The sequence below is a fragment of the Streptoverticillium olivoreticuli subsp. olivoreticuli genome (genome assembly GCF_003391135.1).
Lineage (GTDB): Bacteria > Actinomycetota > Actinomycetes > Streptomycetales > Streptomycetaceae > Streptomyces > Streptomyces blastmyceticus.
Map to the genome: position 1 here is coordinate 8475312 of NZ_CP031455.1, position 18850 is coordinate 8494161.

Consider the following 18850-nt stretch of genomic DNA (forward strand, 5'->3'; position numbering starts at 1 on the left):
GGCCGGTGCCGGCCGCCCCGGGGCGGACCAGGGCTACGGGTGACCGGCCTCGACGGCGTCGACGAGGATCGAGCAGGCGGTGTCCACGACGTCGGCCTCGACGTTGAGCGGCGGCATGATCCGCACCACGCAGTCGTCGCGCCCGCCGAGCTCGACGATCAGACCGCCCCGCAGCGCGCGGCTCTGGACCTCGGCCGCGAAGGCGGAGGCGGGCCGTCCGGTCGTGGGGTCGGCCAGCTCGATGCCCCACATCAGGCCGCGGCCGCGCACCTCGTGCACCCAGGGGTTGACCAGCAGCGCGGTGAGCCGGTCCGCGATCTGCTCGCCCCGTCGGCGCACGTTGCCGAGGATGTCGTCGCGGCGGACGATGCGCACCGCCTCCGTGCCCGCGGCGAAGGCCAGCTGGTTGCCGCGGAACGTGCCGATGTGCGCGCCCGGCGCCCAGGTGTCGAGCTTCGCGTCGTAGATGATGACGGCGATCGGGGTGCCGATCCCGCTCAGCGCCTTGGACGCGACGATCACGTCCGGCTCGATGTCGTACTGCTCGAAGGCGAACCACGTGCCGGTGCGCCCGCAGCCGGTCTGCACCTCGTCGACCACGAGAGGGATGTCGAGCTCGCGGGTCAGCTCCCGCACGCGCCGGACGAAGTCCGCGCGGGCGGGCACGATGCCGCCCTCGCCCTGGACCATCTCCAGCAGCACCGCGGCCGGCAGCGGGACGCCGCCGTTGCTGTCGCGAAGCGAACGCTCCAGATATTCGACGCAGTTGGTCGCGCAGGTGTCCGGTGCCAGGCCGACCGGGCACCTGGCGCAGGAGGAGTACGGGAAGAAGTGGACGCCGGGCATGCTGTTGGGGACGTTGCGCTTCTGTGCCAGGAGCCCGCTGAGGGACAGGGTGGCGTGGGTGCTGCCGTGGAATCCGCCCTGGAAGGAGACGATGTCGCCACGGCCGGTCGCGATCTTGCAGAGCTTGATCGCCGCCTCCACCGCGTTGGCCCCCGTCGGCCCGCAGAAGTGCATCTTGACCCTGTCACGCATCGGGGCGGGCAGCATCGACAGCTGGGCCTCGATGAAGGCGTCCTTCGCCGGGGTGGGGAAGTCGAGGCCGTGGGTGAGCAGGCCCAGCTGCGTGGTCACGGCCCGGACGAGCTCGGGGTGGTTGTGGCCGAGCGAGAGGACTCCGGCGCCGGTGAGGAAGTCGATGAAGACATTGCCGTCCACGTCCTCGACGAAGCTGCCGGAACCCTCCGCGAGGGCGATGGGCAAGTGCCGTGAGTAGGTACGGGCGTTGGACTCCCGCCGCTGCTGCCGGTCGAGCAGCTCGGTGGAGCAGGGGCCGGGAAGGGCGCCGTCGACGTGCGGCTCGGTCCACGTACCACGCTGTACGAGGGGTGCCATGACTGTCTCCGAAAAGGGGTGAGAGGGACAGGGGCGGCGGGGTGTCGCCCCGTGGTGTCAGCAGGGGCGGGCGGGGATGCCGCGCCACCGGGACCGGTCGGGCAGGCGTTCGCCCTTCATGACCAGGGACAGCGCGTCCAGGCGGGCACCGTCGCCGACCTCCGCGTCGTAGAGCACGACGGAGCGGGTGCCGACCGAACTCGACGCGCCGACCCTGACGTCGGACATCTTCATCACCCGGTCCTCGAACAAGTGGGTCTGCACCGACGTCACCTCGGCGACGGCCGCGTCGTCGCCGATCTCGACCAGGTCGAACTCGGTGAGGTACGTCGTGGACAGCCACACCCTCCGGCCGATCCGGGCACCGAAGAGGCGGAGGACCGGGGCCATCCAGGGGGTGCCGGTCAGGAAGTTCACCAGCGCCGGGACGACGAGGTTCTCGAACAGGCCGGTGATGAGCTCCGTACGCCGCACCCACACCCCCCACAGGGGCTCCACGCGCGGCCGGTAGCGGCCGATGACCAGCCACTTGAGCAGGGCGACGGCCACCGTGCAGGAGACGCCGACCGCGAGGAACAGGGCCGGTCCCAGGAGCAGCAGCGCCCACGGCGGCAGGGCCTCGGCGAGCCGGACCGAGGCCCAGAGGCTGCCGAGCGCCCCGAGCGCGGCGAGCGTCCCGGGCAGCGTCACCCGGAAGTACTCGACGGCCAGCCGCGCCGCGATCAGCCCGCGGCTGGGGCTGTAAGTGAACTTGGCGGGGAAGTCCTGGCTGGCCTCGCGGCGCGGCAGGAAGATCGCCGGTGAGCCGAGCCAGGTCGTCTCGGGGTCGATCGGGCGGGTCGGTGCCAGGGAGTGGACGCCGAGGAGGCTGTTCTCGCCAAGGCTGCACGAGCCGGGGACCAGTGCGCCGTTGCCGACGAAGCTGCGCCGGCCGACCTCCGCGGGCGCGAGGGCGACGCGCCCGCGGTGGAAGACGGCGGGGCCCACGACACAGACGTCCGCGACGAAGCTGCCCTCGCCGATGATCAGCATGTCGGGGTCGACGAAGCTGACGGTCGCCACCTCGGACCAGCGGCCGGTGCGCGCGCCGAGCAGCCGCAGGAACGGGACGAGGTAGAGCGTGGAGTAGAGGGAGTGCGTCAGCGTCAGACTCGTGGTCATCATGCCGTCGCCGATCCACTTGCGGACCCCGAAGCCGCTGCGCTCCGGGTGGATCCCGGCGCGCACGCGCGGCAGGACGGCGCGCTTGACGAGCAGCACGAGCGCACAGGTGGTCAGCACCACGATCGGCCCGGCCGCGGCCGTGGCCACGAGCGCCCAGCCGAAGCCGTACCGCCACACCACATACGCCACGGGCGCCGAACCGGCCGTGGCCACCAGCAGCGGGACGAGCGTGAGCAGCAGCGCCCCCGCCGCGTACCCGGCCAGCAGGCGGGCGGTCCAGGGCCGGTCGTCGGCGTCCGCCGCCATGCTCTCCAGGAGCGGTGGCACGGCGGGGCAGCGGGCGGCGGGCGACCCGGCCCAGTGCTCGTCCGCGGGAACGGCCTGGTCGGCGGGGACGAGGGACTGCTCGCCCACCGAGGCCCGGTCGCCGATCACGGCACCGGCCATGACGACGCTGTTGGTGCCGACGAAGGCGCCGGAACCGATCCGCACGGGCGCCAGCCGGATGTGGCCGCCTTCGACCACGTACGGCTGGACGCGCACGCCGTAGCCGATGCTCGTGCCCTCGCCGATCTCCACGAAGGACGGGAGGCCGAGGACCGCGGACAGGTGGCAGCCCCGGCCGACCCGGGCGCCGAGCAGCCGCAGGCAGGGGGCGAGCAGCGGCGAGCCGGTCAGCACCGCCAGCGGGGAGAAGGCGACCACCTTCCCGTGGAGCCAGAACCGCAGATACGTGACGCCCCACAGCGGATACCACCCCGGCCGGACACCGAGCATCAGCAGACGGCCGGCCAGCAGCGGCAGCGGCACGAGGCTCACCATCAGCCAGGCGACTTCCATGAGCACGAAGCCGGGCAGGCTCAGGTGCGCGAGGCGGTCCAGTGCGCCGCCGGGGGCGAGGCCGCGCACCGGGACGTGCCAGGCGAGGAGGAGCCGGTAGAGCAGGACGACCGCGGGGAGGCCGAGCAGGAGCAGCCATGCGTACAGGGCGGCGAGTTGGGCGACGCCGCAGGCCAGGACCCGGGCGGTGGAGTGCCGCCGGACCGGCGGCGACGGGTCGTCGGCCCGCTGCGCGGCGGGCGCCGCGGCACCGGCCTCGACACAGGCGGCGAGGCCACGGACCGTGGGCCGGGCATAGAGGTCGCCCATGGCCAGGCCCTCGAACCGCGGTTGCCGCCGCAGCCGTGACATCAGCCGGGCGGCCGCCATGGAGTGGCCTCCCAGATCGCAGAAGAAGTCGTCCTCGACGGAGATCTCCTCGCCACCGAGGACCTCCCGCCACTCCGCGGCCAGTTGCCGCTCCAGCGGCGTACGCGGGGGTACGTGCTGCCGCGAGCGGCGGGTGAGGGGCGGTGACGCCGGCGCGGGCAGGGCGGCGCGGTCGACCTTGTCGGCGGCCAGCATCGGGAACGCGGGGAGCACCTCGACGAAGGAGGGGATCATGTAGTCGGGCAGCCTGCGCTGCAGCCCGGCGCGCAGCCGGTCGCGCAGGTCGTCGTCGGCGCCCCGCGCCGCGCGGTCGGCGAGGGTGACGTAGCCGACGAGATCCTGCACCACACCGTCGCGTTCGAGCGGTGTGACGACCGCGTTCTCGACCGCGTCGTCCTCCCGGAGCACCTCCTCGATCTCGGCGAGCTCGATGCGATAGCCGCGGATCTTGACCTGGGTGTCGACGCGGCCGAGGTACTCGATCTCTCCCGTGGCGGTGAACTTCCCCAGGTCGCCCGTGCGGTAGACGCGTGGGACCTCCCCGCGGTCCGCCTCGACCGGATTGGGCACGAACCGCTCCGTGGTGAGGTCGGGGCGGTTGACGTAGCCGATCGCGACGCCGGGGCCGCCGACGCAGATCTCGCCGCTCTCGCCCTCGGCGACGGGGCGCAGCCGGTCGTCGAGGATGTAGACGCGATAGCTGGGCAGGGGGGTGCCGATGGTGACCGGCCGGTGGGGGAGCAGCTCGCCACAGGTGGCGGTGACGGTCGTCTCGGTGGGGCCGTAGGCGTTGAGGATGCGGCGGCCCGGGCGGGACCAGCGGCGCACCAGGTCGGGTGGGCATGCCTCACCGCTGACGAGCAGGCTCCGCAGGGAGGGCACTTCGGCCTCCAGCGTCGTCAGCAGGGTCGGCACGCAGCACAGGACGGTGATCGCCTGCTCGGTGAGGAAATCGCTCAGCCCCTGCCCGACGCGGCGGGCGTCGGTGGGCCCCGCCACCAGGGTCGCGCCCGCGATCCAGGCCGGCCAGATCTCCTCGACCGAGAAGTCGAAGGCGATCGAGAGCCCCTGGTAGACGCGGTCCTCGCCGCGCACTTGATAGATCGGGGTGGCCACGCGCAGGAAGTTGGCGATGTTGGCGTGGGAGACCGCCACGCCCTTGGGCCGGCCGGTGGTGCCGGAGGTGTAGATGACATAGACGACCGATGATGGCGGGATGTCGACATCGAGGCGGCCCTCGGGCTGAATGGCCAGTTCCGGTTGGCTCCGGTCGAGTTCCAGGACGGGACAGGGCAACTGCCGGGTGCGTCCGGACATCGCCGACGCCGTCACGAGATCGCTCAGCGCCGCGTCCCGGGCGATGAAGGCCAGCCGTTCGGCGGGAAACGACGGGTCGAGCGGGACGTAGGCGGCCCCGGTCTTGAGCACCCCGAGCAGCGCGACATACGTGTCGGCGGACCGCTCGAGCAGGATCCCCACCGCGCTGCCCTGGGTCACGCCGCGTGAGCGCAGCAGATGCGCCAGCCGGTTGGCGCGGCGGTCGAGCTCCGCGTAACCGAGCTGCGCGCCTTCGCAGACGACGGCCGTGCGGTCCGGGTGTCTGTCACAAGTCCGTTCGAAATATTGCGACAACGCCCGGACGGGCGGATCGTCGTTCGCGGAGGCCGGTGGCGATACCCCCGGAAAATCATCCGGCCGCGCGGGTCCGGGAGCCGATCTCACCTCTGGCATAACCTCTCCCTGTTCCGAACTTCTGCAATGTGCTTGCTTTATTGCTGCTCCGCGGCGAACGACGGCGAACGGCGGTGAGCAGGCATCAGCAGGCCCCCGAAGTGGTACGGAGCCGATGAATTCCCCCGCTCGACAAGTCGCCGTCGGTGACGGCCGGGCCGCATCCGCGGTCCGGCAACGGTCATTCGCCTCGATCTGGTGCCGATGTCCGGATATCCCGATGAAAACAGGCCCGGCGAACACCGGCAGGCGTCGTGATCATTCCGACTCAGAGCATCACGCTCTCCTGCCTGTTACGACGTTTCGGCCATGCCCTTTTCGCGTAGGCCACACGTTTAGGCGAAACGAAAACTAGGTTCGGCCAGCCGAGGCGAACAGCTGCATATGCGCCAACGTGGACTGGCCCGTTGCCGTCGGCCCGTGCCCACGGAATGTCACCGCGCCACGGTGGGACGGGTCGGGAGGACGACCACCGCTCAGCCCCTCGGAAGCATCTCTTCCCCTTCGGATCCCGGCGTAGTCGCGCCCGCTGGACCAATGTGAACGCGCCACTCCGGCGGCGGACACCGGCCCCCTCCCGACGCGGCGTTCCGTCCGTATGCCGCGACACGGCGTCCGTATACCACTGCCCGGCCGACCGGTCGCCCACGGGCCCCGTGCGGACACCGCGGCGACCGGTCGCGGGAGACCGGGGACGGGGGAGTCGGGGCCCGTACGGCGACACACCGCCACCGCCCCGACGACAAGTCAAGCCGGGAAACCGGCCATTCACCGCGGCCGTGGCTTCGCCCGATGCCTTCGTGAGGCGTTTCAGCCGTGCAAAGTCTGGCTCTCGATTACCCCTATGCTTTCCCGCACCTTGCTGTTCCCATTGTCAATGGGGCCGTGGAACATGCCCCCGGGCCCCTCGACCCGCCCCCTCCCGCACCGGGGACCCGCGTCGCGGAGGCCCGCCCACGAAGGGGTCATCGGTCTCCCAACTCGCCCTCAAATCAACCGGGAAGCATGGTTCTGCGGACACCGACGCAGCCGACGCTGGAGCCATGACACAGAACGTTTCCCCCGCCGGACGGACGGCCCAGGCCCCTCCCACGGACCCGCCGCCGGACCGGGCCGCGCCACCGTCCACGGCCCGGCTGGCCGGGGTCGACCTCGCGCGCGGCCTGGCGGTCCTCGGGATGTACGCCGCCCACGTCGGCCCCGACCCGTCGGACGGCGGGCCCGTCGGCTTCCTCATGGAGCTGTCCCACGGCCGGGCCTCGGCGCTCTTCGCCTTCCTCGCCGGGTTCTCGCTCCTGCTCATCACCGGCCGCCGCACGCCCCGGACAGGGCGCGCCGGCCGGCAGGCCGTCACCAGGATCCTGATCCGCTCCGCCGTCCTGCTCCCGCTGGGCACCGCGCTCACGATGACCGGCACCCCGGTCGATGTGATCCTGGCCTTCTACGCGCTGTACTTCGTGCTCGCCCTCCCGCTGCGCGGGCTGCGCGCCGGGACGCTCGCCGTCATCGCCGCCGCCGGCGCGCTCGTCCTGCCGCAGGTGCTCTACCTGATACAGCACTCGATCCGCACGGGCGGCTGGGCGCCGGCCGTGCTCCACCACGACCCGCTCGCCCGGATCAGCGGCACGGGCGGCTTCCTGGAACTCCTCTTCACCGGCGCCTATCCGGTGCTGACCTGGATGCCCTTCGTCATCGCCGGGATGGCCGTCGCCCGGCTCGACCTCGCCTCGGCCGCCGTCCGGCTCCGGCTCGCCCTCACCGGCGGCGCCCTCGCCGTCCTCGGCTACGGGGGTTCCTGGCTGGCGCTGCACCTCCTCCCCGGGGCCGCCGACGCCATCGACGCGACCGGGACCACCGGCTCCGCCATGTCGCTCTGGTGGTCCGACACCGCGGGCGACCCCTCCGGGGGCACACCCGCGTGGCTGCTGGTGGCCTCACCCCACAGCGAGACGACCCTGTCGATCCTGGGCGGCACCGGCGTCGCCGTCACCGTCCTCGCGGCCTGCCTCGCGGCCGCCGACGGGCTGCCCCGCGTCCGCCGGCTGGCCAGGCCGGTCATCGCGATCGGCGCCATGTCGCTGACCGCCTACGTGCTCAACATCGTCGGCATCTGGGCCCTCGGCATCGAGGACGTGCCCGGCTCGCCGCTGCCCGTGCTGCTCGGCTTCATCGCGGCCGCCGCCCTCCTGGCCCTCGCCTGGTCGCGCCATTTCCGGCGGGGGCCGCTGGAGTACCTCCTGAACACCGCCACCAAGGCCGCCCGGCTCGTCCGGTAGGCCTTGAGTTGGAAATGGGATCCATTTCCATATAGCCTCTGCGGAACGACGCCCACCTCACCCAGGAGCGCACCATGGCCGTCCCGAAGCGCAAGATGTCCCGCAGCAACACCCGCCACCGCCGCGCCCAATGGAAGGCCGCCACCCCGCAGCTCGTCCCCGTGACGATCGACGGCTCGGCGTACCAGGTCCCGCAGCGGCTGGTGAAGGCGTACGAACGCGGCCTGCTGCGCCCCGAGGGCTGAACCGCGATGGCACACGACCGACTGCCCGTGACCGTCCTGTCCGGGTTCCTCGGCGCGGAGTAGGTCAGACCTTGGTCACACAGACGAAGCCGAGGGAGCGTAGCCCCTCGGATCGGCAGAGGCGGTCCGAGGGGCCGTCGATCTCGGTCTGGAGTAGCTGATACTGGGCGCCATTGCTGTGCCCCCAGTACATGGCAGCTCGCCACAGGGCGCGCCCGTACCCCCGGCCTCGGTGCTCGGGAAGTACGCCGAAATATTGCGGGAGCAGACGGGCGGCGCCGCCAGGGTCGGTCATGATCTCCATGGGTCCGATGGCGCCCACGACATGCCCCTCATCGACGGCGACGAGGACGGGCCCCACCCGCCCCGCGGTTACCTGCCCGTGCAGGAAGGCGAACCCCTCGTCGGCGAGCCGTTCGGCGAAGCGCGCGAACGTGGCTCTTGCGGGTGCCGGGGCGTCGTCTAGCGGGTGCACGGCACCAGACGCCGGCGGCGGTTGCTCAGGGGTGAACTCGCGGAGCTGTACGCGAGTCACTGCAACGTCGAGGGGCGGTTGCTCGTCGGGCCCGGTGAACCAGATCACACGGCCTGTAGCTGCTTCGTGGGTGGCGCAGAGCTTGGCTGCCAGTTCGGCAGCGATGTCGCGGCCGTCGGGTCTGCTGCCGTAGAGGTGAACCGTCACGACACCGGCGCCGCGGCGGGAGAGAGCAGGGATAAGCGTCTCGTGTGGACCGTGGCCGACGTCCTCGACGAGGACGGACTCGGTCTTGGTGTCGGACCATCGGCGGTCTTTGTCGTATGGGAGAAAACGTCCCGTATCGGCGATGTCGGTGATGTCAGCAAAGAGCTCAAGGCCAAGTGTATCGGGATGCACGGGGCCGATCGTCGGCACGTACGGAGTGGTGATTTCAGGGCGTAGCCAGTCCCACCGGAAGCGCATGGCGGCACCCTACTCACTCTTACCACGCGTCTCAGGCCCGACGCGAACTCGTCGGGGCCTGAGCGCTTGTGTTCGGTTGGCGACTAGTGAGGGTTGTCGTCGCCGGCGTTGCAGGAGCACTTGACGGAGTCCATGACGGTGTCGAGGTCGTCGACCATCGTCACGGCGCTGATTGTCACGGGTGCTGTCTCCGGCGGGCGGGTCGGATAGATCGTTACGGGTACTGCGGGCATGTTCTTACCCCACTTCCTTTTGTCCGTGCTGGCAGTAGTTGATCAGTGGTGCCTTCGCCTCCTGGTACTGCTTGGCGAGCGGCCGGCACACCATGCAAGAGCCGGACAGCGTGCATCCCGAGCAGCCACCGGTGCGAAGCATCAATTTGTCGGCGATTCCGCCGAGTCGGCGGAGTCCCTGGATTCCCTCCGCCATGAGGTCGATCTGGTCGTCGCGGCCCACCTTGCAGATGCTGACCTTGCCGTGCGGGTCGGCGTGGAAGAACGTGTGACCGGCGTTGCAGCCGGTGAACCGCTTCCGCTCTTTCAAGTGGGCGGCGGACTGGGCGAGCAGGGACTCGGCACCGCCGTAGATCGTCGGCGTCATGTTCGTGTACACGTTGTGCTCAAGTCCCCAGCCTTCGGCCATGTCGACCATGCGCTGAACTTCTTCGGCGCTCTCGTTCGTGACCACGATGTTCAGCCGTACCGGCAGCCTCGCCTCGATCGCAGCGTCGATGCCGCGCCGGAACGCCCGATAGGAACCGCGGCGCTGCGTGAGCCTGTCGTAGCTCTCCTCAGTGGCTCCGTAAACGCTTACCACGAGCCGGTACGGCGGGTACTTCGCGAAGAGGTCGAGCAACGCCGGATGCCAGAGACGGGATGCGTTGGTCGAGATTGTCAGCATCATGCCCAGCTCGTACGCCAGGGCGTACGCGTCGGCGAAGTGCTTGTCGATCGTCGGCTCGCCCCCGGTGATCTGGAGCCAGAGCACGCCCGCGTCGCGCATGATGTGCAGCAGACGCGCCTTGTCGCCCCACGGCAGGCCGGCGAACTGTTTGATTCCCAGGTAGCAGTGGCTACAGGCGTAGTTGCACCCGAGGTTGATTTCCCAGCTCGCCCGCACGTAGCCGTACTCGGACGGTTCGCGTACGAGCAGGTACTCGCCCATGGCCCGGTCGCCGAGACTCAGCCCCCATCGGTCACGGACGGCGTTGAGGAGCCATGGCGGCCCCGGCATCTCTGCGCCTGCTGTCTGTCGCAGCTCTTCGTAGTTCACCTCAGGGAGCAGGAGACCGGATGTATCCCCGTGCCGTATGAGCATGTGCTGTTCGAGGAACGGGCTGGCGATGAGTTCGTGCATGCCCCTCTCTCTTCCTTGAGTGTGGAGCCCCGCCCCTGCCGGGATACGGCCCGTGGGGGAAGCACGGTGGAAAGGCACCGGCAGGGGCGGGAGTCGAGTGCGTTCTACGGGCCGCGATACGGGTCGCTGATGATCGCGAGCGGGACGACGATGGCGACCCACATGCAGATCCAGGCCAGGACTGCTAATCGCTGCTTCACTTCTGGGCATCGATCGGTCGTACGGACGGGATCTCGGTCGACCACTCAAGGCCACCGCCAGGCGGGAGCAACCACACGCAGGACGGCGTCTTCTCGTGGCTGTACGGTTGCCCAATGCCGTGAACGATGCCCTCACGGTCTGTCGCGGTGTCCATCACCCGCGCACCGCGGCAGAGCCACTTCGGCAAGGTCCCCGGGCGCGTGGCAGTCATCGATGGCTCCTGACACTGGTCCCGGCATCGTCTGTCGTCCGTGCGATAGCCGCTCTTCCGGGCCTGTTCAAGACTTGCCTCCTCGCTGCATAGCTCGTCGGAAGCGGTGCATCACCAGTGCACCGCCAGAGCGAGCGCCGTGGGTGCTGTGAGACCGGACGTTCAGGCGGACGTTTTCGCCTACGGTGAGGGGACAATCCGCGGTTGCGAGGGGAAGCGCATGGCGGGCAAGACGAACAGCAGACTCGCGCGGTTACGGCAAGCTGCTGGGTACACGCAGGAATCGTTCGTGGCGGCGTTCACACAGGAAGCCACGCGGCTGGGTCTCGACGCGTCCGTAAGCGTGCGGCAATTGCGACGGTGGGAGCGCGAGGAGCCCCCACCGCTGCCACATCCAAGCCAGCAGATCGTGTTGGAAGCAATGTTCGGCGTACCGCTGGTCGAGTTGGAGTTCGACGTTCCCCGACACCGCGTGACGGTCTCGGCGCCGATCAGCGACGCTGGAGACGTGAAGAGGAGAAGGTTCGTAGCGGACACGGGTGCCCTAGCTGTGGCTGCGCTTGTCCCCGCGATGCCAGGGCCGCGCGTCGGCACAGCCGACATTGGACGCCTACGGTCACAGTTGGATGGCCTTTACCGGACGGACCACGCGACGGGCAGTGTCCCGGCCATGACGCAGGCTCGCCGACTTGAAGGCGAGATCACGCAGGCCCTCGGTGCAGCCTCTTACACCTGCCGCATCGGCCATGAACTACGGACGATGCTAGCCGAGCTGTACGGGCACCGAGCCTGGTACGGATACGACGGAGGCCGCATCGACGAGGGTCGCGCCGCGTGTATGGAGGCTCTCGCCGCGGCACAGCTCGTCGACAACCCGCTGCTACAAGTCTCCGTGCTGGAAACCCTCGTGCTCCTCGCCATCAAGGCAGACCGAACGTGGGAGGCCGCAAGCGCGGTGGAGAACGCCTACCGCCTCGCCACGCGCGTGGGCGCCGGCCCGGCAGTACACCTGGTGATCGCGCTGCGCGATGCCAACGTCGCCACGCACGCCGGCGACCTTGCCGGCACCCGCCGCGCCTTGAGCCGTGCGGTCAGTCACCAGGGCCGCACGGACTGCGACACGGATGTGCCCAACTGGGCACAGTTCGTAGGCCCCTTCGAAGTCGACTACGCAACAGCAGACATGTACGTCCGAGCAGAACAGCCCAACCGAGCCGTGCCGTTCCTTCGGGCCGCCGTGAACGGCATCGGCGGCGAACTCGTCCGCAACAGCGTCTCCTATCGCGTGAAACTTGCGGGTGTGCTGCTCGCCGCCGGGGAAGCCGACGAAGCGTGCGCGGAAATGAACCGCGTCCTCGATACATGCGGTGGCATCTCCTCACCGCGCTTGCTGGAGAAGATCCGCGAGTTTCACCGAGCCGCCACTCACGTCGACAGCACTGCGACCCGCGACTGCGCGGTGCGCATCCGCGAGACCATGCAAAGGGGCACCTCATGACGCAGCAAGAGGCAATCACTGTCGAGCGTCTGGACGGGCTGGCTGCGGCGCAGGCTGAGGGGGCGTTCCGGCTGGTCTATGCCGAGGTGTTCGCCGAACCGCCCTACGGCGAGACCGAGGACAACGTCACAGCGACTTTCCGGCGGTTCCGTTCCCAGACCCGAAAGCGCGCCTTCCGCGGCGCCCTCGCCCGCACGGACGATGGCGAGCCGGTCGGCATCGCTTACGGCTACCTGCTCGGCCCCAACACCGGATGGTGGGACCAACTCGTCACGCCCGTGCCCGACGACATGCGACGGGAGGACGGACACCGCACCTTCGGCCTGATGGAGCTTGCCCTACGCACGCCATGGCGCGGGCGTGGCATTGCTCGCCAACTGCACTACGCCGTACTCAATGACGTCGAGGCTGAGCGCGTTCTGCTCAACGTCCATCCGGACAGCACGGCGGCACAAGCCGCGTACCGCTCATGGGGGTACCGGAAGGTCGGGGAAGCGCGCCCGTGGAACGGTGCCGAACTTCATGACGTGATGGTGCTCGACCTCCTCAAGTGACCCTGTAGTCCGTCGAACGAGGCTGTCATCACCCTCTGGCTCACCCCGGCGTCGCCCCCGCCGAAGTCGCCCGCCGCGCAGGGTACAGCATTGCCGTCCTTCACAGCTTTCACCACAAGGTCCTCGAACGGCGGCACGAAGACAACGCCTGCATCGAACGAGCCCTTACCGAGGCTGCCGGACCACAGCCTTAGCCTTGATCCACCGCCGGACGCCTTGTGGATAACGTCTTGGAAAACAAGAAAGTGCCTTGTGACCTGCAATGATGGGAGTTCTTCAGGCTTCCAGCACGCATAATCAGCAAGGCACTTCCGAGATGCAAGTTTCCCACACGCCAGCGGCGGTCTCCGCCGTGTTCGATGACCCGAATCTGATCGCGCATGCCGGGCTGGTCCCGGTGATGCGACTGGCCGGGCGGTGCGGTCTGCCCCGGCTGGTGACGGAGAAGGTGAGGCTGACCGGGGCGAAGAACGGCGCGGGTGCGGCGGCGGACGCCAAGGTCACCAGCATCGTGGCCGGCATGGCCGCAGGGGCCGACAGCATCGACGACCTGGGCGCGCTGCGCCACGGCGCGATGCCGACCGTGTTCCGAGGGATCCGTGCCCCGTCCACCCTGGGCACCTTCCTCCGCTCCTTCACCCATGGCCATGCCCTCCAACTCCACGCTGTCCACCGCAGGTTCCTCGCGGAACTGGCCGCGCACACCCCGCTGCTGCCCGGCTCCGACGAGAAGGCATTCATCGATGTCGATTCCACCCACAAACGCGTCTACGGCCGGGCCAAGCAGGGTGCCGAGTACGGCCGGTTCAAAGGCATCCGCACCCTGCACCCCCTGCTCGCCACGATCTGCACCCCCGCCTCCCGGCCGGTGATCGCCACCGTGCGGATGCGCCGCGGCAAAGCCGCCGACTCCCGCGGCGCCCCGAAACTCGTCAGCGAGGCCCTGGCCACCGCCGTCGAGGCCGGCTGCACCGGCATGCGCATCCTGCGCGCGGACTCGCAGTTCTACAACGCCGGTGTCATCGCCGCCTGCCGCCGGGCCGGCGCCCACTTCTCGGTCACCACCGGCATGAACCCCTCCATCAAACGGGCCATCCACAGCATCCCCGACACCGCCTGGCAGCAGATCACCTACCCGACCGCAGTGCCCGACCCGGAGACCGGCGACCTCATCCCGGACGCCGAAGTCGCCGAGATACCCGTCTACGCCGCCTTCGTCAGCCGCAGGAAAGCCTCGCGGGTCACGGCCCGGCTGATCGTGCGCCGGGTCCGTGACCTCGCCAAACCCGCCACCGTGGGCGAGCAGGGCGAGTTGTTCCCCGTCTGGCGCTACCACCCGTTCTTCACCGACAATCCCGCCCGGACCCTCCAGGCCGAGCAAGAACACCGCCACCACGCCGTCGTCGAACAGGTCATCGCCGACAGCAAAGCCTCCGCCCTGGCCCACCTGCCCTCGGGACACTTCCATGCCAACTCCGCCTGGCTGACCCTGTGGGCGATGACCTGCAACCTGCTGCGGGCGGCCGGCGCACTGGCCTCCGCCTTCCACGCCAAGGCCACCACCGCCACTCTCCGCACCCACCTGGTCCAGGTTCCGGCCCGGATCGCCCGCTCCGCACGACGCATCACCCTGCACCTGCCGCACAACTGGCCCTGGCAGCATGCCTGGACACACCTCTTCGACACCGTCCACGGCCCACCCGGCTGACACGACCAGCCCCTACCCGACCCGCCCACCGCCAGGGCCCAACCGGAACCGAACCCGTGGAAAAGCTGGGCAGACCAGCGACTACAACCTGCCCATGCCCAACCACCGACCTCAAACCGGCTCGAAACCGGTCACAAGATCACTCCCCAAACCACGTCGGTGGATCAGGGCTTAGAAATCCCCAGAGCACCCAGCAAGAGTGCAGTCCGCCGCACAGCAAGCGGCAGGCTGCACTTTTCTGTGCCGGTGGTAGACCAATGCAACCAAGCCTGATGTGATTCCCCGAATCTCATACGCACGCCACTGCTGCTCGGTACAGTAGCCAGCGTCCAGAATGCGACTGTCGACCTCGCCCGGCGCGGCGGGACATCACCGTCAACATCGCGAATGCGTCACAGCGAACGCCTGGACCACCCACACACGAAGACTCTCTCCGTCAGGAGAGGGACAACTGAATAGGACTGAGTCGTCGCGCCGGTACGCACTCGGCCCTCACCGTTGCCAACAAGACGGTGGGCTGGCTGAGGTGTACCGCCGAAGTCTGGCCCACATGAAGGAGCCAGCATTGGACCTCACGCGCTACCCCTCAGCGACCGTCGCTTTCGTTGATGTCCCGTCACTGAACGCTTTGCCAGTGGCTATCCCCCTGCTCGTCGTGTTCCTCGGCACGTGGGCGATCATCGCAGTGAGCCGGGCAACAGACCTCACGGCAGTGATCAAAGCCTTGTCGGAGTGGCTTCCCTGGAACCGTGGAGGCAGGAGGCGTTGAGCAGGGAAAACCTGAGCAAAGCCTGCCCTCAGCCCCCGAGCTGCCGGCGGTACAAGGGGAGACAGACCACAAGCGGAAGGGGTGCCCCCAACTCCGGTGCACTCCTTCTGTCTTGTGCTAGTGCTCACAAGGCAGAGGCTGTGGTATTCGAACCCACGGTGACGTTGCTGCCACTTCGGTTTTCAAGACCGTTCCTCAGTATGGCTTGGGAGCCACGCGGCTCCCAGGGCATCGGCCCCCCTTCCGGCGGCGAGTAGCAGGGGCAGGCACTTGGTCCACTCCCGCGCCCGGTGGCCCAGTGTGTCCCGGCCGATGTCTGCCTCGCATGCCTCCCCAGCGCGGCAGGTCACGGTCGGCGGTCCCGCGGGCGCGGCGCACACGACGGACACAGGGCCGGCAGGGTGCGACTGCCTGTGATGGCGCCCGCGGCCCGGGCACCGCCCAGGGCCAGGAACTCGTCTTCATCGGCACCGACCTGCGCGCCGACGCGCTGCGGGCGGCCCTCGCGTCCTGCCTGCTGGCAGAGGGCGAACCCGCGCCCGCCGAGGACGAGTTCCCCGCCTGGGAGACCTACGGGATCGACGCCGCCTGCGAGCACGAGCACGCGGCGTGACGCTCCGGTCCGGGTGGCGGTCGCGGCCACGGCGCCACCCGGCCCGGCAATTCGCGGGTGATGGCCCGCCTTGCGCTCAGCCGCAGTTGCCGGCCGGGCGGTTGCGGGTCACCAGGTCGCTGTAGCCGGTCGTGGCGTCGATCCATACGACCTGCCTGCTGCCGGTCGCCGCCGCCGAGAGCTGCTCGCCGCGGTTGCAGGAGACCCGGCCCCGGTACTTGCCGTCCGCCGAGAGCTGCCACAGCTTGGTCAGTGCCTCGTTGCTGTTCCGGCCGCCGGGCAGCCCCGCGGTGACCGTCACCGCGTCCTCGGAGGCCGACAGGTCGTAGGCCGGCAGGGCGCCCGGGCCCGACGCCGGGCTGATGTCCACCACGCCCGAGCCGTCCAGGTTCGCGCGGCGCACCGCCGTCCGGTTCGTCGCCTGGTCCTCCCTCGCCAGCCAGAAGACGCTCGAGCCGTTGATGGCGGTCCCGCTGATGCCCGCGGGCGTGCCGAGCTGTTGCATCGGCGTCCTCTTGCCTGTGGCGAGGTCGAGCACCTCGGTGGCGTACGTCCGGACACGGCTCCCGCGGGAGAACTTCGCGTAGGCGATGCGGCCGTGGCTGATCGACGGGAAGCCCGTTGTGAAACCGGGTTCCTCCGACACCTGGACCGGGGTCTGGGTCGGGTCGCTCAGCCGCATGTACGCCACATGACGGCGGGAGGGGGACGGTGCGGTCTCCAGGACGACGACGTCGCCCTCGACGCGCACCTCGTTCGCACCGCGGCGACTCGACCACAAGGTCTTGATCGGTCCGCCGGCGAGCGGCCGCGCCAGGATCGTCACGGACCGGCGGCCGTACGCCTGCCACACCACGGTTTTGCCGTCGGTGGCCGGGTTGACGTGGTAGCGGCCGTCGTTGGGGCTGATCAGCTTCTTCTCGCCGGTGCCGTCGATGCGGCCCGCCCAGACCGAGTACGGCTCGGACCCGACCTCGTCGGACTTCGACGCGGCCCACCAGCCGCCGCCCGCGCCCACGGCCGAATTGGTCGTGTTCACCCTGCCGAGCAGCTGGTCGGAGTCCACGCCCGTCGCCAGTTCCCAGCCGGGCACGATGCCGTGGGCGCTGAAGGACCGCTCGACGGCCCTGAGGTCCCGGTCCGTGATCTTGAGGTCCTTCGCCGCGGCGATGACCGCCTCGCGTGCCTCGGTGAAGCCGTCGAGCGGGGTCATGTACTCCGTGAGCGCCTTGTAGACGATCCTGTCGGCGAGCGTGCGGTCGAGGTCCTTGCGGATGTCCCACAGTGCGCCCGAGAAGATCGTGGAGTTGAGGTGCACACCGCCGTTGTCCGTTGCGAAGCCCACGCCCAGGAAGGACTTGGAGGCGGTCCTCCCGTCGTTCAGGTCGCGGATGGCGCACGCGCGCGGGGACTTCGTACGGCACAGCAAGTCGCCCAGCAGCCCCGAGTCGGGGCTGTCCATGGGGATGCCGTAGGCGTCGGTCTTGATGGCGTTGCCGAAGTAGTCGGCGAGCGCCTCGTTGAGGGCGCCGGACTGGCCGGCGTAGACGAGGTTCGCGGTGTTCTCGACGACGCCGTGGGTCATCTCGTGACCGACCACGTCCAGGCCGGCGGAGAGCGGCCGGAACTCCGCGTCACCGCCGCCGTACACCATCTTGGTGCCGTCCCAGAAGGCGTTGACGTACGGCGTGCCGCCGAAACCGACGACGCCGACCAGGGAGTTTATGGCCATGCCACGGCCGTCCAGGCTGTTCCGGCCGTGCACCTGCCGGTAGTAGTCGTACACCTTGCCCGCCGCCCAGTGGGCGTCGACGGCACCGGATTCGGTGGCCTCCTTGCCGAAGTTCGGGCCCGCCGAGCCGAACTCCTGGATGCCGGACGGCCACGTCCCCTGCACATCGCCGACGCTCGTGCCGCGCGCGTCCCAGGTGGCGAGGGCGTTCTTGCTGCTGTCCTGCATCCGGGAGCCGTCGCGCATGACGTATTCCTTGCGCGCCTCGTCCCGCACCAGATCCAGCTCGACGGTCTTCCCGTCGAGCTTGACGCCCGAGCCCCGCACCCCCGGTTCCTCGGCGGGACCTCGGGAAGCGTCCGCCGCGGCCGGACCCCCGCTCCCGGAAAGCTGTCCGGGGCCTGCGAATGTCCTGATCCCGCTGTACTGGAGGACCGGATAGCCGGCCTGCGCGTCGACGTACACCTCGTGCAGCACCGGCTCGCCGGTGGCCGGGTCCGAACCCCGCACGGTCACGTGCCGGGTGAGCACGCCCGGCCCCCTGGGCAGGACGACCAGCCCGCGGTCGGTGCCGGTCAGCCGGGGCGCCGAGCCGTCCTCCCCGCCGTCGTCCTTGCCGGGCCTCTTCGAGCCGAGCCGCGCCACGGTCGCGTCGACCGCCCGCTCCACGGCCAGCGCCTCGTCGATCGCGGGGGTGGTGTCCGCCTTCAGCCCGGTGAAGTACTTGCCGGACGTGCCGGTGACGACCCGCTTGCCGTTCTTGTTCTCCATGCGGACGACGTACTGGCCGCCCAGCACGTCCACCCCGTGGTGCTGCTGCTGGAACCGTACGGTCTCCGACCCGCCGACGGCGGTGGACCGCAGGGGCCTCAGGTCACGGCCGGGGTTCGTGATCCGGTAGCGGCCCGGCTTGTCCGCGAGATGCCCGCGCGCCGCGTCCGTCGCGCTCTGCGTCGCCTTCACCGGTTCCCGGATGCCCTCCACCAAGGTGGGCGTCGCGGTGTCCCGCCCCGGGATCACCTCCCCGGGACCGGGTGGCGGGGGCGTCGCCGCGTGGGCGGGCACCGCCGAAACGACAAGTGCGGCGGCGCTGATCAGCGCCGCCGCACCGGATATGCCGCTCCGTGCCCTGGATGCTCTCGGTCTTCTCGCACGTGCCGTGGGCTGCCGCAAGGTCTCCCCCTCCGCGTATGTCCGGCCGGTCACGACCGACGGCCGGGACATTTCCGAGCGGAGCCATGCAAG

11 protein-coding genes and 1 pseudogene are annotated in these 18850 nt (G+C 69.7%); 6 read left to right on the forward strand and 6 right to left on the reverse strand.

The features are described from left to right. Positions 1–33: 33 nt before the first annotated feature. Together DXZ73_RS36270 and DXZ73_RS36275 are read right to left on the reverse strand one after the other, a co-directional pair. Positions 34–1398: an aspartate aminotransferase family protein gene (locus tag DXZ73_RS36270; RefSeq protein WP_116215159.1), complete on the reverse strand. Its 1365-nt coding sequence runs from the start codon at positions 1396–1398 to the stop codon at positions 34–36. Between the two features lie 57 nt (positions 1399–1455). Next, entirely contained in the window at positions 1456–5403 is a 3948-nt protein-coding gene (locus DXZ73_RS36275; protein ID WP_240351650.1) for a Pls/PosA family non-ribosomal peptide synthetase, read from the reverse strand. Between the two features lie 1142 nt (positions 5404–6545). Here DXZ73_RS36275 and DXZ73_RS36280 point away from each other — a divergent pair. Continuing rightward, positions 6546–7778, forward strand: a complete 1233-nt coding sequence (locus DXZ73_RS36280; protein WP_116215161.1) for a DUF418 domain-containing protein — start codon at positions 6546–6548, stop codon at positions 7776–7778. 74 nt (positions 7779–7852) lie between these two features. Then, the gene (gene rpmF, locus DXZ73_RS36285; RefSeq protein ID WP_116215163.1) at positions 7853–8023 is read left to right on the forward strand and encodes a 50S ribosomal protein L32; all 171 of its coding nucleotides are present in this window, start codon (positions 7853–7855) and stop codon (positions 8021–8023) included. Between the two features lie 64 nt (positions 8024–8087). Here the strand turns inward: rpmF and DXZ73_RS36290 are convergent, their stop codons facing one another. From DXZ73_RS36290 to DXZ73_RS38565, 3 genes are all read right to left on the reverse strand, one after another. Next, positions 8088–8963 (reverse strand): GNAT family N-acetyltransferase, encoded by an 876-nt coding sequence (locus DXZ73_RS36290; RefSeq protein WP_116215164.1) that lies wholly within the window; start codon positions 8961–8963, stop codon positions 8088–8090. A gap of 237 nt (positions 8964–9200) precedes the next feature. Then, complete coding sequence (locus DXZ73_RS36295; protein WP_116215165.1) at positions 9201–10319, reverse strand: radical SAM protein; 1119 nt, start codon at positions 10317–10319, stop codon at positions 9201–9203. Positions 10320–10423: 104 nt separating this feature from the next. Next, on the reverse strand, positions 10424–10564 hold the full coding sequence (locus DXZ73_RS38565; protein WP_162890470.1) for a hypothetical protein: 141 nt from the start codon (positions 10562–10564) through the stop codon (positions 10424–10426). Positions 10565–10951: 387 nt separating this feature from the next. Here DXZ73_RS38565 and DXZ73_RS36305 point away from each other — a divergent pair, with 387 nt between their 5' ends. The 4 genes and pseudogenes from DXZ73_RS36305 to DXZ73_RS39835 form a co-directional block, all read left to right on the forward strand. Then, the gene (locus DXZ73_RS36305; protein WP_116216112.1) at positions 10952–12229 is read left to right on the forward strand and encodes a helix-turn-helix domain-containing protein; all 1278 of its coding nucleotides are present in this window, start codon (positions 10952–10954) and stop codon (positions 12227–12229) included. Then, the gene (locus DXZ73_RS36310) at positions 12226–12783 is read left to right on the forward strand and encodes a GNAT family N-acetyltransferase (RefSeq protein WP_116215168.1); all 558 of its coding nucleotides are present in this window, start codon (positions 12226–12228) and stop codon (positions 12781–12783) included. The genes DXZ73_RS36305 and DXZ73_RS36310 overlap by 4 nt, the downstream gene beginning before the upstream one ends. Positions 12784–13099: 316 nt before the next feature. Next, on the forward strand, positions 13100–14491 hold the full coding sequence (locus DXZ73_RS36320) for an IS1380 family transposase (RefSeq protein WP_116209103.1): 1392 nt from the start codon (positions 13100–13102) through the stop codon (positions 14489–14491). A gap of 1187 nt (positions 14492–15678) precedes the next feature. Then, positions 15679–15873, forward strand: a pseudogene (locus DXZ73_RS39835) (GTP-binding protein); the annotation flags it as partial. A gap of 76 nt (positions 15874–15949) precedes the next feature. Here DXZ73_RS39835 and DXZ73_RS36330 read toward each other — a convergent pair. Beyond that, complete coding sequence (locus tag DXZ73_RS36330; protein WP_116215171.1) at positions 15950–18829, reverse strand: M4 family metallopeptidase; 2880 nt, start codon at positions 18827–18829, stop codon at positions 15950–15952. Positions 18830–18850: the final 21 nt, after the last annotated feature.

Coding starts and splice junctions, on each gene's coding strand:
- DXZ73_RS36270 (WP_116215159.1), bottom strand. CDS start 1,398: ATGGCACCCCTCGTACAGCGTGGTACGTGGACCGAGCCGCACGTCGAC.
- DXZ73_RS36280 (WP_116215161.1), top strand. CDS start 6,546: ATGACACAGAACGTTTCCCCCGCCGGACGGACGGCCCAGGCCCCTCCC.
- rpmF (WP_116215163.1), top strand. CDS start 7,853: ATGGCCGTCCCGAAGCGCAAGATGTCCCGCAGCAACACCCGCCACCGC.
- DXZ73_RS36290 (WP_116215164.1), bottom strand. CDS start 8,963: ATGCGCTTCCGGTGGGACTGGCTACGCCCTGAAATCACCACTCCGTAC.
- DXZ73_RS36295 (WP_116215165.1), bottom strand. CDS start 10,319: ATGCACGAACTCATCGCCAGCCCGTTCCTCGAACAGCACATGCTCATA.
- DXZ73_RS36305 (WP_116216112.1), top strand. CDS start 10,952: ATGGCGGGCAAGACGAACAGCAGACTCGCGCGGTTACGGCAAGCTGCT.
- DXZ73_RS36310 (WP_116215168.1), top strand. CDS start 12,226: ATGACGCAGCAAGAGGCAATCACTGTCGAGCGTCTGGACGGGCTGGCT.
- DXZ73_RS36320 (WP_116209103.1), top strand. CDS start 13,100: ATGCAAGTTTCCCACACGCCAGCGGCGGTCTCCGCCGTGTTCGATGAC.
- DXZ73_RS36330 (WP_116215171.1), bottom strand. CDS start 18,829: ATGTCCCGGCCGTCGGTCGTGACCGGCCGGACATACGCGGAGGGGGAG.